This window comes from Ferrovibrio sp. GW821-FHT12F09 (assembly GCF_058806775.1).
The window spans coordinates 1,607,461-1,621,220 of sequence record NZ_JBXAPZ010000001.1 but is presented as its reverse complement, the minus strand read 5'-3'; the positions used below and the strand labels follow the sequence as shown (position 1 = coordinate 1,621,220).

11 protein-coding genes are annotated in these 13,760 nt (G+C 63.7%); 6 read left to right on the top strand and 5 right to left on the bottom strand.

Annotation, left to right across the window (positions count from 1 at the left end; genetic code table 11):
• Positions 1 to 112 precede the first annotated feature (112 nt).
• The 5 genes from AC1ROB_RS08045 to AC1ROB_RS08025 all read left to right on the top strand — a co-directional run bounded on the left by AC1ROB_RS08045 (position 113) and on the right by AC1ROB_RS08025 (position 5,463).
• Positions 113 to 1,909: an acyclic terpene utilization AtuA family protein gene (locus AC1ROB_RS08045; RefSeq protein ID WP_492971718.1), complete on the top strand. Its 1,797-nt coding sequence runs from the start codon at positions 113 to 115 to the stop codon at positions 1,907 to 1,909.
• A gap of 67 nt (positions 1,910 to 1,976) precedes the next feature.
• Positions 1,977 to 3,083: a bifunctional DNA-binding transcriptional regulator/O6-methylguanine-DNA methyltransferase Ada gene (gene ada, locus AC1ROB_RS08040; RefSeq protein ID WP_492971719.1), complete on the top strand. Its 1,107-nt coding sequence runs from the start codon at positions 1,977 to 1,979 to the stop codon at positions 3,081 to 3,083.
• Positions 3,084 to 3,250: 167 nt separating this feature from the next.
• Entirely contained in the window at positions 3,251 to 3,730 is a 480-nt protein-coding gene (locus AC1ROB_RS08035) for a Dps family protein (RefSeq protein ID WP_341895659.1), read from the top strand.
• Between the two features lie 107 nt (positions 3,731 to 3,837).
• Positions 3,838 to 4,791 carry a protein-methionine-sulfoxide reductase catalytic subunit MsrP gene (gene msrP, locus AC1ROB_RS08030; protein WP_492971720.1) on the top strand — a complete coding sequence of 318 codons (954 nt, stop codon included), beginning with the start codon at positions 3,838 to 3,840 and terminating at the stop codon, positions 4,789 to 4,791.
• Between the two features lie 6 nt (positions 4,792 to 4,797).
• A complete protein-coding gene (locus AC1ROB_RS08025) occupies positions 4,798 to 5,463 on the top strand; it encodes an HAD family hydrolase (protein WP_492971721.1) in 666 nt (221 codons plus the stop codon).
• 261 nt (positions 5,464 to 5,724) lie between these two features.
• Here the strand turns inward: AC1ROB_RS08025 and AC1ROB_RS08020 are convergent, their stop codons facing one another.
• From AC1ROB_RS08020 to AC1ROB_RS08005, 4 genes are all read right to left on the bottom strand, one after another.
• On the bottom strand, positions 5,725 to 7,926 hold the full coding sequence (locus tag AC1ROB_RS08020) for a PAS domain-containing sensor histidine kinase (RefSeq protein ID WP_492971722.1): 2,202 nt from the start codon (positions 7,924 to 7,926) through the stop codon (positions 5,725 to 5,727).
• 2 nt (positions 7,927 to 7,928) lie between these two features.
• Positions 7,929 to 8,825 carry a LysR family transcriptional regulator gene (locus AC1ROB_RS08015; RefSeq protein ID WP_492971723.1) on the bottom strand — a complete coding sequence of 299 codons (897 nt, stop codon included), beginning with the start codon at positions 8,823 to 8,825 and terminating at the stop codon, positions 7,929 to 7,931.
• 40 nt (positions 8,826 to 8,865) lie between these two features.
• Positions 8,866 to 9,849, bottom strand: coding sequence for a thioredoxin-disulfide reductase (gene trxB, locus AC1ROB_RS08010; protein WP_492971724.1), 984 nt, complete (start codon positions 9,847 to 9,849; stop codon positions 8,866 to 8,868).
• Between the two features lie 214 nt (positions 9,850 to 10,063).
• Positions 10,064 to 12,070 carry a hypothetical protein gene (locus AC1ROB_RS08005; protein ID WP_492971725.1) on the bottom strand — a complete coding sequence of 669 codons (2,007 nt, stop codon included), beginning with the start codon at positions 12,068 to 12,070 and terminating at the stop codon, positions 10,064 to 10,066.
• Between the two features lie 551 nt (positions 12,071 to 12,621).
• On the opposite strand from AC1ROB_RS08005, the gene AC1ROB_RS08000 reads away from it, so the two are divergent.
• Entirely contained in the window at positions 12,622 to 13,119 is a 498-nt protein-coding gene (locus AC1ROB_RS08000) for an Lrp/AsnC family transcriptional regulator (RefSeq protein ID WP_492971726.1), read from the top strand.
• Between the two features lie 29 nt (positions 13,120 to 13,148).
• On the opposite strand, the gene AC1ROB_RS07995 is transcribed toward AC1ROB_RS08000, so the two are convergent.
• Complete coding sequence (locus AC1ROB_RS07995; RefSeq protein WP_492971727.1) at positions 13,149 to 13,550, bottom strand: hypothetical protein; 402 nt, start codon at positions 13,548 to 13,550, stop codon at positions 13,149 to 13,151.
• Positions 13,551 to 13,760: the final 210 nt, after the last annotated feature.

The window sequence follows — 13,760 nt, the reverse complement described above, 5'->3', positions numbered from 1 at the left end:
CTTGCACCTCGCATGACGCAACGGCAGGCCGCCCGAAAGGCATAAGGATGCATGACGACGGCTGCCGGCCTCGGTTATGGTGGCAGAAAAGCAGATCAGAGGAAACGACGGCATGAGCGCCAAGGGCAGCAGCAGGACAATCCGCATCGGCGGCGCATCGGCCTTCTGGGGCGACAGCATGGTGGGCGCGCCGCAACTGCTGTTCCAGGGCGAGGTCGATTACCTGATCTTCGACTACCTGGCCGAGATCACCATGTCGATCATGGCGCGCATGCGGGCGAAAGACCCGCTGCAGGGCTACGCCACCGATTTCGTCACGGTCACCATGAAGCGCCTGCTGCCAGAACTGGCGCGGCGCAAGGTGAAGGTGGTGGCCAATGCCGGCGGCGTGAATCCCGCCGCCTGCGCCGCCGCCATCCGCACGCTGGTCGCCGAGGCCGGCCTGTCGCTGAAGGTCGGCGTCGTGCTGGGCGACGACCTGATGCCCGAGATGGCCAGACTCAAACCCATGCTGGAGCCTATGCAAGCCGGCGCACAGCCGCCCGAGCGTTTCATGTCGGCCAATGCCTATCTGGGCGCGGTGCCGATTGCCGCCGCGCTGAAGGACGGCGCCGATATCGTGGTCACCGGCCGCTGCGTCGACTCAGCGCTGTGTCTCGGCCCGCTGCTGCATGAATTCGGCTGGGACCTGCAGGATTTCGACCGCCTCTCGGCCGGCAGCCTCGCGGGCCATATCATCGAATGCGGCGCGCAGGCCACCGGCGGCCTGTTCACCGATTGGCGCGAGGTGCCGGACTGGGACAATATCGGCTATCCCATCGCCGAAATTTCCGAAGACGGCAGCTTTATCATCACCAAGCCGCCCGGCACCGGCGGTCTGGTCACGGTCGGCACCGTGGCCGAGCAGCTGGTCTATGAGATCGGCGATCCGGCCGCCTATATCCTGCCGGACGTGACCTGCGACTTCACCGCCGTGACAGTCGAACAGGTGGGCGAAAACCGCGTGCGCATCTCGAATGCCAAAGGCCGTCCGCCATCCGACAAGTACAAGGTTTCGGCCACCTATATGGACGGGTTCCGCGCCGTGGCCCATATCACCATCGGCGGCATCGAGGCGCGCGCCAAGGCCGAACGCACGGCCGAGGCGATCCTGAAACGCACGCGCCGCATCTTCACCCAGCTCAATCTCGGCGACTACCGCGCCACAGAAACCGAAATCCTCGGCGCCGAAGCCATGTATGGTCCCCATGCGAATGCCGGCGCACAGGGTTCACGCGAGGTGGTGATGAAGCTGGCGGTCAGCCATGCGGAGAAAACCGCGCTCGACATCTTCGCCCGCGAGATCGCACCAGCCGGCAGTTCCTTCTCGCCCGGCACCACCGGCTTCTTCGGCGGCCGGCCGAACCCGCAGCCGGTGGTGAAGCTGTTCTCCTGCTTCATCCCGAAAAACACTCTGACCGTTGCGCTGGATGCCGACGGCACCGCGCATCCGCTCACTCTGCCCGCCATCGCCGGCAGCACCGATGGTCCGCCGGCCGCAAAACCGCAGATCGCCGAACTGCCGGCCGGTGCGCGCAAGACGGTGCCACTGATCCGGCTGGCCTTTGCCCGTTCGGGCGACAAGGGCGACAACAGCAATATCGGCATCATTGCGCGCCGGCCGGAATACCTGCCCGCGATCCGCGCCGCCCTTACCGAACAGGCGGTGGCCGCGCATTTCAGCCATCTGGTGACAGGCCCGGTGCAGCGCTTCGACCTGCCCGGCATCCATGGCCTGAATTTCCTGCTGCAGGGCGCGCTGGGCGGTGGCGGCATCGCTAGTTTACGCAACGATCCGCAGGGCAAGGCCTATGCCCAGATGTTGCTGGATTTCCCGGTTCCGGTGCCGGTGGCCTGGGGAATCGCGTGATCCGGGGCTGGAATAGCTGCGCAAAAGGCGGATAGTGGCGGCCGGGCCGCCGCCCTATTTTGCTGGCATGACACAGACACAGCGACTGCCAAACCAGAGACTGCCGACCGAAACGGAATACGCCGCCATCCGCAGCAATGATGCATCGGCCGATGGCCGGTTCTTCTATGGCGTCACCAGCACCAAAATCTTCTGCCGGCCCTCCTGCGTCAGCCGGACGCCGAAGCCGGAGAATGTGCGCATCTTCGCCAGCGCCGAACAGGCGCAGACCGCCGGCTTTCGGCCCTGCAAGCGCTGCCGCCCAGAAAATTACATTGCTGGCCAGGCGCCCGCCGCCGATGCGCGGCTGGAACGCGCCCGCGCCCTGATCGACCGCCGTCTGGCCGCCGGCGACCCGACCCCGACGCTCGCCGAACTGGCCAAGACGGCGCATATGGGCGCCACGCATCTGCAGCGCCGCTTCGCGGCAGCCTATGGCCTCAGTCCGCGGGCCTATGCCGAAGCCCAGCGCGTGGCCAACTTCAAGCAGGAACTGCGCCGCGGCAATGGCGTGACCGATGCGATCTATGGCGCCGGTTTCGGCGCCGCCAGCCGCGTCTATGAAAAAGCCGACCGCTGGCTGGGCATGACTCCGGCCGATTACCGCCGCGGCGGTGAAGGCCTCACACTGGAGGTCGCGGTCCGCCGCACCGAAATGGGTTTGACCCTGGTGGCGGAAAGTCCGCGCGGCATCGCCGCCCTGCTGTTCGGCCAGAATGAAAAAGCCATGCTGGCCGAACTGCGCGGCGAATTTCCTGCCGCCGCGATTCGCCGCAATGAAAAAGCCGGCAGCGGCGCCTTTGCCGCGCTGGCCGCCATGCTGGCCGGCAAGCCGGCACCGAAAAACCTGCAGCTGGATCTGCGCGGCACGCCGTTCCAGATCCGCGTCTGGACCGCCCTGCAGGCGATCCCCGCCGGCGAGACCCGCAGCTACCAGCAGATCGCCGTGGCGCTGGGCAATCCCAAGGCCTCGCGCGCGGTGGGTTCAGCCTGCGGCAACAATATCCTCGGCGTGCTGGTGCCATGCCACCGGGCGCTGCGCAGCGATGGCAGCCTGGGCGGCTATCGCTGGGGGCTCGACCGCAAGGAAAAGCTGCTCAGCACGGAAGGCGTCGAACTGGAACCGGCCGAATAGGCCGGGACCAACGCCTATGTATAACTGGCCGAAATATTTGGGGAGTATATCCTTGTCCGGGCTGCTTTCCGGCCATGCCGTCATCGCATGACCGGCACCTTGCAGTTGGTTGGAATAGCTCTAAATTCATCGCCTGAAGTCCGGAAAACCAAGAAGGAGTTGCCCCCATGGCTGTCGCAGTCGACATCGGCATTGCCGAAAAGGAACGCAAAAAAATCGCCGATGGCCTGTCGCGCCTGCTGGCCGACACCTACACGCTCTACCTGAAGACCCATAACTATCACTGGAATGTCGAAGGCCCGATGTTCCAGACCCTGCACACCATGTTCGAGCTGCAATACACCGAACTGGCGCTGGCCGTGGACCTGATCGCCGAACGCATCCGCGCGCTCGGTCATTATGCGCCGGGGTCGTACGCGCAATACGCCAAGCTCTCGTCCATCAAGGAAGAGACCGGCGTGCCGGGTGCCCAGGACATGATCAAGGACCTGGTCAAGGGCAACGAAGCGGTGAGCAAGACGGCGCGCGCGCTGTTCCCGGTGGTCGACAAGTCGTCCGACGAGCCGACCGCCGATCTGCTGACCCAGCGCATGCAGATCCATGAGAAGACCGCCTGGATGCTGCGCAGCCTGCTGGAAAAGAAGTAAGCGCGGCATTTTCACGCACGGCTTCACCGAAGCTTGATTGGCGCCCGGCCGATGACCCGCTAGCTTAAGGTCATCACCGGGCGCCTTTCTTTTGCGGAGTAGGGATTATGCTGATCAAGCGACGTCGTGGCTGGGAACTGCCGGAATCGATGGCCACGCCGGAAGAGCTGTTCTTCGACCGCCGCAAGCTGTTGCTGGGCCTGGGCGCGGCCGGCCTGATCGGCGCCACCGGTCTGAAATCGGCACGGGCGGAAACCGCCACCGAGCTGTATCCGGCCAAGCGGATCGATACCTACAAGCTCGACCGCGAGATCACCGAGGAAAAGGTCGCCACCACCTACAACAACTTCTACGAATTCGGCACCAGCAAGAACATCGTCAAGGCGGCCCAGGCGCTGACGCTCAAGCCCTGGCAGGTGAAGATCGACGGCATGGTGGCCAAGGAAATGACCATCGATGCGGAAGACCTGATCCGCAAGATGCCGGTGGACGAGCGGCTCTATCGCCATCGCTGCGTCGAGGCCTGGGGCATGGCCGTGCCGTGGAGCGGCTTCGCGCTGAAGGCCCTGGTCGATTTCGCCCAGCCCACCTCCGGTGCGAAATACCTCAAGATGGAAACCTTCTCGCGTCCGCAGGAAGCCAGTGGCCAGAAGCAGTTCTGGTATCCCTGGCCCTATGTCGAGGCCGTGACCATCGAAGAAGCCAATAACGAGCTCGCCTATATCGCCACCGGCGTCTACGGCAAGCCGATCCCCAAGCAGATGGGCGCGCCGCTGCGCCTGGCGCTGCCGTGGAAATACGGCTTCAAGTCGGTCAAGTCGATCGTGAAATTCACCTTCACCGACCAGCGCCCGAAAACCTTCTGGGAAGCCATGGGGCCAAGCGAATACGGCTTCTGGGCCAATGTGAATCCGATGGTGGCGCATCCGCGCTGGAGCCAGGCCAGCGAAGAGCTGATCGGCACCGGCAAACGCGTGCAGACCCTGCTGTATAACGGTTATGGCGATTTCGTCGCCGATCTCTACAAGAACACGCCGGCGAGCGAGAAGCTGTTCATGTAAAAGCTCATGGGTTATCCATACCGGATGACCCATGACCTCATCATTTTCGATCTCGACGGTACGCTGGTGGATTCCGAAACACTGGCCAATCGCGTGTTTTATGACCAGCTCGTGACACTCGGTCTCGATCCTGCCTTCGATCTGGCGCGTGTCACCCGCGATTTCACCGGGCTCACCGTGCGCAACTGTCTGGCCCTGGCGTATGACATCTATGGCATGGCGCCGGTGCCAGAGGATTTCACCGCCAGACTCAAAGACGCCACCTATGCCAGTTATCGCGAGGGCCTGGTGCCGATCCCCGGCGTGCCCGAGATGCTGCCGCAGCTGCACCAGCCCAAATGCGTCGCCTCGTCTTCGTCACCGGAGAAGATCGCCTTCAGCCTGGCGCTGACCGGCCTGACCTCGCATTTCGGCAGAGACCTGTTCAGCGTGCATCAGGTGGCCGCCCCCAAGCCCGCGCCCGATGTCTATCTCTTTGCCGCCGAGCAGATGGGCCATGCGCCGGCGCGCTGCGCCGCCATCGAGGACAGCCTGCCGGGTGCCACGGCCGGCATCCGCGCCGGCATGACAGTCTATGCCTATCGCCCCGATGGCGATGACGCGGCCTTCGCCGCCATGGGCTGCCGCATCTTCCGCGATATGAAAGATCTTCCCGCCCTGCTGGCCTCCTGAAGGCAAAAAAAAGCCGGCCTGGGTTACAGGCCGGCAAAGTCTTAACAGGGAGGCTCCGCGCGAGACGCGCGGACGGCCGGAGCAGCGGGGGAGCTGCCACGGCCAAGTTTCTGGCCAAAGCCAAAAACCGGAAGATGTTGCGACGCAACATCTGACAGGCACAGGTGTACGACGTGTCGACAGGTTTGAGTATCCATTGAATTGGCAACTCAGGTATGCGACATGCGCATAACTAACTGGTGAGTCAAATCCGCTGACGGATCAGTGCATTAGGGTATTCACACCGGCATTCGGGCCAGGCGGGAAATACAGACGCACCGTGGTGCCGCGGCCCGGTATGCTCTCGATGTCGAGCCGGCCGCCATGCAGTTCGATCAGGGCTTTGACCAGCGGCAGCCCCAGGCCGGTGCCGCGCATCTGCGAGACCAGCGCCGAATCGATGCGACCGAAGGGCTCCAGCGCCTTCTGCACATCGACGGCATCCATCCCGACACCGGTATCGGCAACGGCGATCACCGCGCCGCCATCGGGTGCAGCGGAAATGCCGAAACGGACCTGGCCGCCCGAAGGCGTGTATTTCACGGCATTCGACAGCAGGTTCACCAGCATCTGCTTGGCCAGACGGTCATCGGCGAACAGCGTGGCGCCATCGGGCGCGGGCTCGGCCTCCAGGGTGACCAGGCGATCGGCAGCCAGCGGCCGCAGCAGCGTGGCGCAATCCTCGGCCAGCCGCGACCAGCTCATATGTTCCGGCACCAGCTTCATCTTGCCGGCCTCGACCTTGGACAGATCGAGGATGTCGTCGATCACCGCCAGCAGATGGCGGCCGGCGGCCAGGATGTCGTTGGCGTAGCGGTCATACTGCGGCACGCCCGAGGTGCCGAGCAGCTGCAGCGCCATGATCTCGGAAAAGCCGATGATGGCATTCAACGGCGTGCGCAACTCGTGGCTCATATGCGCGAGGAACTGGCTCTTGGCGCGGTTGGCGTATTCGGCCTCCTGGTGCGCCTTGATCGCCGCGGTGCGCGCCGCCTCCAGGGTTTCAGTGCGTGCCGCCAGGCTGTCGTTGACCTCGCGCAGCTCGCGCTCGCCGCGCTTGAGCGCCGTGATGTCGGTGATCAGCGAAGCCGTGCCGCCGGAGCCGAGCCGGAAGTCGCGGATCTGCAGCCAGAGCCGGTCGCGCGTATCGTAGAAGATATGCGCCTCGCCATTCGCGGCCTTGAAGATGCGCCGGCGCTCGGCCTGCCAGGCGGTGTAATCGGTTGTCACCCCGGCGCGCGAGGGCAGCGGGCGGCAGGCCACGGAGGCATCGCAGATCTGGTCATGGGTCTGACCGGGCGCCTCGGCCAGCGGCACGCCGATGATGGCGGCATAGGCCGGATTGCAGATCACCAGCCGGGCCTGCTGGTCGAACAGCGCGACGCCATCGGGCGCCACGGCCAGCGCATCGGACAGGCGCTGCTCGGCCTCGCGCAGGCGCTGTTCGGAGGCCTTGCGGTCGGTGACGTCGTTCACCACCACCAGGGCGGCATCCTCGTCGGCATAGCGCATCGGCACCGCGGCCATGGTGGCCCAGATGACATGGCCCTGGGCGGTGGCAAGCTGCAGTTCCTCGTTCGGCCGGGATGCCGTCTCGAAGATGCGGGCCCGGTGCGCGGGATCGAGCACATAGCGCGGCGGCGCTGTCGCCACGCCGCCATCGACGATACCGAACAAGTCGGCGGCGGGCCGGTTGCTGTAGAGGAAGGCGCCATCGTGGCGCCGCGCCACCACCAGCGGGAACGGCGCCGTATCCAGGATCGACCGCAGGCGGCGCTGGCTTTCCTCGGCATTGGCGCTGACTCGCGTGCGATCCTGCAACATGCCGCGCAGGCGCTCCACCATGCTGGTGGTGCGGCGGAAATAATGGTTCAGCCGCCATGCAAAGCTAAGCAGCAACAGGATGGCGATGAGGGCGACACAACCAAAAATCCGGTCGTCCTCCGTCGGACCAAGCAGCATCAGAAGGCTGGCCGGCAGCAGGGACAGCACGATCACCACCGCGGCCGCGACGAATTGCACCGAAATGGTCAGGCTGAGCGAGGCGATGCTGCAGATCACGCAGAGCAGGGCCAGCATCGTGGCCGGCTCGAAGGGCAGCTTGGCCAGCACCGCCGTGATCGCCCCCAGCACGATGCCATTCAGGGCGTAGACGGCGACCAGGCGCCGGCGCCAGGTCTGCGGTCGGCCGCGGCGCTCCCGGTCGGCCAGAAACCAGCGATGCGTCAGATATTGCAGGACAATGACAAAAACCGTTGCACCGACATAGACAGCACGCATCGGCAGGTCGAGATAACGGTCGAGCAGGATGGCGACAGCGATGGCAACCGCGATTTGCGCCAGCATGTCGACCGGCCGGCGAATCCGCACCAGCAGTTCATTGCGGCCCGCCGCGCCGCTCCCAGCCTCGGATTGCCATGGCATGGTCAGTAGCGCCAGTCCGCCACTTTGCGCAGCAGGAAGTCGCGGAACACCGCCAGCCGCTTGGTGGCGCGCAGCTCTTCCGGATAGACGAGGTAGGTATCGAAGCTGGGGCCGTCGATATTGGGCATCACGCGCACGATGCGCGGGTTGCCTTCCACCATATAGTCGGGCAGCGCGGCGATACCGAGACCGCTGGCCACCGACTGCATCACGCCATAGACGTTGTTGACGGTGAGAATCGGATCGCGCGGCACGGCGGGATCGCCGACCTTCAGCAGCCAGTTGATGTTGTTGAAATGCGCCGGGGCTTCCTCGCCATAGACGATCAGCTGGTGGCGGTCGAGATCGGCGATCGACTGCGGCGCGCCGTGGCGGGTGACATAATCCACCGAGGCATAGACGTGGTTATGCACGGTGAGCAGCTTGCGATGGATCAGGTCGGCCTGGGTCGGCTTCCACATGCGGATCGCCACATCGGCCTCGCGCATGGAGAGGTCGAGTTCACGGTCGTCCACCACCATCTCGATCCGGATATCGGGATAGAGGTCCATGAACTCCTTCAGCCGCGGCGCCAGCCAGACGGTGCCAAAGGCCACCGTGGTGGTGACGCAAAGCTCGCCGGACGGCTTGTCCTTGGCATCGGCGATCATCGCCTCGGTCACCGCCAGGCGCGAGAAGATGTCGCGCGCAGTGCGATAGAGCAGCTCGCCCTGTTCGGTCAGGATCAGGCCGCGGGCATGGCGATGGAACAGCGTGGCGTTGAGCTGGGTTTCGAGCGCGCCGATCTGGCGGCTGACCGCCGACTGGCTGAGGCCCAGCGACTCACCCGCATGGGTCAGACTGCCAGCCTCAGCCACCGCATGAAAAATGCGCAGCTTGTCCCAATCAAGCGCCGACATACACCCCCCTTAACACCGGCCACCGCCCTGCAGGGCGGCGTCAGTCAGCCGCTTCGGCCGCCGGTTGCGCGTGATGCGCGATGAACTTTTCCGCTTCCAGCGCGGCCATGCAGCCGGTGCCGGCGGCCGTGACGGCCTGGCGGTAAATCTTGTCAGCCACGTCGCCGGCGGCGAACACGCCCGCGATGCTGGTCTGCGCCGTGCCCGGCTTGGTCGACAGGTAGCCTTCCGCATCGAGCGGCAGCTGGCCCTTGAACAGTTCGGTATTCGGCGTATGGCCGATGGCGATGAAGACGCCATCGGTGGCGATCTCCTGCGTCGCGCCGGTGGTGGTGCTCTTCAGACGCACGCCGGTGACGCCGCGCGGTTCATTGGCGCCGGCATCCTTGGGGCCGAGAATCTCGTCCACCACATGATCCCAGATCACCCTGATCTTGGGATGCTTGAACAGCCGCTCCTGCAGGATCTTTTCCGCGCGCAGGGAATCGCGGCGATGCACCAGCACCACCTCGGTGGCATGATTGGTCAGATATAGCGCCTCTTCGACAGCCGTGTTGCCGCCGCCGACCACGACCACCTTCTTGCCGCGGTAGAAAAAGCCGTCGCAGGTGGCGCAGGCCGAAACGCCGAAGCCCTGGAAATCCTGCTCGCTCTGCAGCCCGAGCCAGCGCGCCTGGGCGCCGGTGGCGATGATCAGCGTATCGGCGATGTAGGTATCGCCGCCGTCGCCCTTGGCGACGAAGGGCCGCTTGGAGAGATCGACCGAGACGATGTAGTCGTTGAGGATGGTGGTGCCGACATGCTTGGCCTGCGCCTCCATCTGCTCCATCAGCCAGGGGCCCTGGATGGTCTGCGCGAAGCCGGGATAGTTCTCGACATCGGTGGTGATGGTGAGCTGGCCGCCGGGCTGCAGGCCATGCACCAGGATCGGCGCCAGCGAGGCGCGCGCAGCATAGATCGCCGCGGTCAGACCCGCGGGGCCGGAGCCGAGGATGAGAACCTTGGTGCGATGGGTCGTGGCCATGGAAAAACTGCTCCGAACGCGATGCGACAGGCGCTGAATAACGGGTTGCCGGCGATTATGGCAGCCGTCCGGGCCTGCGCCAAGGGAAAGCCCGGCAAGTCGCGGAGAATGCGGCTTTTTCACCCCTGCGGATTACAGGATTGTGAAGGCGCCGCCGCGACTCGCTGCCGGTTATATAGGGCCGCTTCCAGCGGCCTGAAGTGCCCTATCCGGCTTAAAAACCGAACATGTGATCGATGCAGAAACTCTCGGCGCCGTTCTGCAGGCCGTGGAAGCCGAACAGACGGCAACTGGCATCGCGCACCTGGATCCAGGCGCCCATGCCGGCGGTCTGGCGTTCGGTTGCGGAAAACGTCTCCGACACCCGGAAGAAGCGCGAACCGCCATAGGGAATCGCCAGCGGCCGCTCGGCGACCTTCTCGGCCTTGCCGTTGAACAGCGTCAGCGTGGTCTGCGACGCATCCTGGCCGTAGACCTCTTTGGGCAGCGAGGCCGGATAGACCAGATGGCAGATCGCATCGAAGCGTGCCTCGCCCAGACGCAGGAAAAGCCGCGTGGTCAGGCCCGGCGGGCGATGGGTATAGCTCTGCGGCTCGTCGCGATAGGTGATCGGCATATTGTAGATATGCGCGCCGAAGATCGTCTCGGCGGCATGGCCGGAGCTGCGCTGCTCGTACAGCCCGAGCGCGTGCAACCAGCCATCGCCCTCGCCGCCATCGCGGAAGTCGTAGAGATATTCGACATGGCCGTAGCCAGACGGCAGCTTTGCCTTGGCCTCCTGCAGCCAGGCATCGGTATCGACCGGATGCGATTCACGCCGCGCCAGCCGGCCCATGAAGCGTTCAGCCGCCACGCTGCCATCGGCATCATGCAGCACCACGCGCACCGGCAGTTCGGTCTGCGCCGTCGACATGGGCGTCGGCAGCGTCACCGTCTTCCACTGATCGAGCGGCAGCACCGGCAGCGGCATGATATAGCCCTTGCCGAGCAGGGCTTCGAGCTGCGGCAGCTTCGGATCGGCGACCAGGTCGGTGCGTTCGACATTGGCGTGCGCAATACGACGCTTGCCGGCCAGCATTGATCCATTTTGGCCATTGGATTTCTGCACGATCTCGTAGCGCGGGCGGATCAGGTAGCGGCCGGCCTGCAGCTCGATCTGGTCGGGGAATTTGGCGTGCGGCAGCAAGGCGCCGAGATCGACCGGCGCAGTGCCGAAGGGCGGCACTTCGCCGCTCCACCAGGCGATATCCTGGGAACCGACGAGATTGACGCCGAGACCGCCGGACGGGATCGCTACCGGATGGCTGTTCTGCACCCAGAGCAGCAGGCGCTCGCCGTCTTTCGGCGCCGGCACACCGGCGTAAAGATCGGCCGGCCAGGCATTGGCATCGTGGCTGCAGCTCAGCTGGCGTCCCGAATCCGAGAAGCAGTCGAGCGCGTATTTCACCACGTCATGACCCTTGATGCGGATCGCATGGATGAACAGCGAACCGGCGAAATCCTTGAGCCCGAAGCGCCGCTTCACCGCGCGGCTGTCGATCTGCACGGCATGAAACGCGCCGGACAGCGGCTCGGTCCATTCCGCCAGCACGGCGCCATCGGGGCCGAAGAGGCAGAGCCAGAGCGCCGGATCGGCGGCGCCATAGCCGCTCCAGTAATTGCCGGTGACTACCTGCGTATGCAGGGCATCGCCATCCTCGCCGGCATCCTCGCGCAGGAAAGCGAAGTTGGTGGCGAAGTTGATCGGATCGAGATAGCGGCCCGGACTGGACAGCCACTCTTTCGGCAGGCGCATGGCATCGAGGGTGAAGACCGTGCAGCCCGGCGGCAGCAGGCGGGCGATCTGCGCCTTGTGGATCTCGGCATCGAAGGCCGTGATCAGCAGGGCATCGGGTTTGAGCGCGGCGATCGCGGTGATCGGCTGGGTCGGCAGGCCGAGGCGGGTCTGGCCTAAGTCTTCCACGCGCTGCACGAAGACGCCGGCGAGATTGGCGCGCGGGATCGGGAAGAAGGTGTCGAAATGGGCGGCGGCCGGCTGCGGCTCGGGGTCGTAGACGGCGAGGCGCTGGAAGCCGGCGAGATCGGCGGCGAGCTGGCGGCCCAGCGCGGCGGTCTTCGGATGGCCGAGCGCCTTGAACAGGCTGTGGCCGCCGAAATTGTTGCCGGGCCGCCAGCCGTTCCTGGCATCGGCATTGGTGAAGGTGTCGATTTTCAGCGCCATCTGATCCGCGCGGCCCGAGGCCGTCTCAAAATGCCGGTGCCCCCGCTCCGGCCGGTGAAGGACCCTGCTTTAGCATCTGGGCCGGCCGGTTGGAATCGGCTTGGGCGAGCCAAGGCGGCCGGCGATTGACTTATCGCAACCTGTGGCGCCCGGCAGCAGCCCGTGGCAGCCGCAAAACCTGCCAACTGGCGCCATCCTGAGCCTAACCGGACCATGCCTGGCCATCCTGAGCCAAACTTTGCCAAACCGGACCATCCTGGACCGTCCTGCGCCTTCCTGAGCCCACCCATTTTGCTCATAAACACCGGTTTTCCGGCATAAATACGGCGCGCCATCACTCTGGAGCCTGCGAAACGCGATTCACGATGCCCAACAACAGCCATTCGCCTGCCAGCGGAGAGGTCCGGGCAGTCGAGATTAAGAACATACATCGTACATTATGCAGGAATAAAGTCAAATCGCAACTCGAGTAATTTTATGTCCACCCTGCCCCTTGGATTCTTGCGAGTTTTTATAATATTATTGCGCAAACCTCCCGAACGAGAAAACTTATGCAACGCGTGAAGCTCGACCTCATCGACCGCAAGATTCTGACTGACCTGCAGGCGGACGGCCGCATGACCAATGTGGAGCTGGCCCAGCGGGTCGGCATCTCGGCCCCGCCCTGCCTGCGCCGGGTGCGTGCGCTGGAGGAGGCCGGCTATATCAAGGGCTATCACGCCGACCTCAACCCGCAGCAGCTCGGCTATGGCGTGACGGTGTTTGCCATGGTGGGCTTAAGCAGCCAGGCCGAGCATGACCTGGTGGCCTTCGAGCAGACCGTGGCCGGCTGGGCCCAGGTGCGCGAGTGTTTCATGCTGGCCGGCGAGAACGACTTCATTTTGAAGATCGTGGCGCGCGACTGGGACGCCTACCAGACCTTCCTGACCAAGGAACTCACCGCGCTGACCAATGTGGCGCATGTGAAGACGGCGCTGACCATCCGCTGCTCGAAAAGCGAACCCGGCGTGCCGGTCGACATGCCGGCGGAGGAACACGCGGCGGAGTGAGGGGTGAAATCCGACGCTTGATCGAACATTTAAAACTTAGCACACGTGCCGTATTCAATAACTATTGAATCTCCAGCTTCATCAGAAGGTCGAGAGAAATTACCGTACATTTGCGCACGGGAATAGCGCGACTGGTCAGCCGAGAAAACCATAAAGTAAGCTTCTTCTACGCATTGAAGAACACCACCCAAAATTACACCGCAAGAATACCCTTCTGTTTTATTGTTTATATTCACGGCTAATGTTTTTTTGTTATCGTCAAATTTGATCGTGTATCGCTTTGCAGAAAAACCAGTGCGCTCGTACTTCTTAGTCTTTTCGTTAAAATGGAAACCATTTGCATCTGTGGCGGTGCAATACATTACGTCAGAGGCATAGGTGTTTGAAGCTGCCAACAGCATGGCGACAGACAGTATGCAGAGCGTACGCATATCCCCCCCTGCCATTTGATCGTGCCTTAAATGTATCGGCGACAAACATTCTGTCGCAAGATCAAATCAATCGACGTCGGAAAATTCAGCGGTATATCGATACATTAAGTGAGACTTTGGAAGCAATCAGGGACAGACTCCGATTGCATCCTTATTCCTCCATTTCCACTCTACGAACGTTTCGCAATGGCATAGCCCAGGGCAAGCCAG

What these genes read in the sequence shown, in the direction of transcription:
- AC1ROB_RS08045 (WP_492971718.1), top strand. Translation starts at nt 113, where the DNA reads ATGAGCGCCAAGGGCAGCAGCAGGACAATCCGCATCGGCGGCGCATCG.
- ada (WP_492971719.1), top strand. Translation starts at nt 1,977, where the DNA reads ATGACACAGACACAGCGACTGCCAAACCAGAGACTGCCGACCGAAACG.
- AC1ROB_RS08035 (WP_341895659.1), top strand. Translation starts at nt 3,251, where the DNA reads ATGGCTGTCGCAGTCGACATCGGCATTGCCGAAAAGGAACGCAAAAAA.
- msrP (WP_492971720.1), top strand. Translation starts at nt 3,838, where the DNA reads ATGCTGATCAAGCGACGTCGTGGCTGGGAACTGCCGGAATCGATGGCC.
- AC1ROB_RS08025 (WP_492971721.1), top strand. Translation starts at nt 4,798, where the DNA reads ATGGGTTATCCATACCGGATGACCCATGACCTCATCATTTTCGATCTC.
- AC1ROB_RS08020 (WP_492971722.1), bottom strand. Translation starts at nt 7,926, where the DNA reads ATGCCATGGCAATCCGAGGCTGGGAGCGGCGCGGCGGGCCGCAATGAA.
- AC1ROB_RS08015 (WP_492971723.1), bottom strand. Translation starts at nt 8,825, where the DNA reads ATGTCGGCGCTTGATTGGGACAAGCTGCGCATTTTTCATGCGGTGGCT.
- trxB (WP_492971724.1), bottom strand. Translation starts at nt 9,849, where the DNA reads ATGGCCACGACCCATCGCACCAAGGTTCTCATCCTCGGCTCCGGCCCC.
- AC1ROB_RS08005 (WP_492971725.1), bottom strand. Translation starts at nt 12,070, where the DNA reads ATGGCGCTGAAAATCGACACCTTCACCAATGCCGATGCCAGGAACGGC.
- AC1ROB_RS08000 (WP_492971726.1), top strand. Translation starts at nt 12,622, where the DNA reads ATGCAACGCGTGAAGCTCGACCTCATCGACCGCAAGATTCTGACTGAC.
- AC1ROB_RS07995 (WP_492971727.1), bottom strand. Translation starts at nt 13,550, where the DNA reads ATGCGTACGCTCTGCATACTGTCTGTCGCCATGCTGTTGGCAGCTTCA.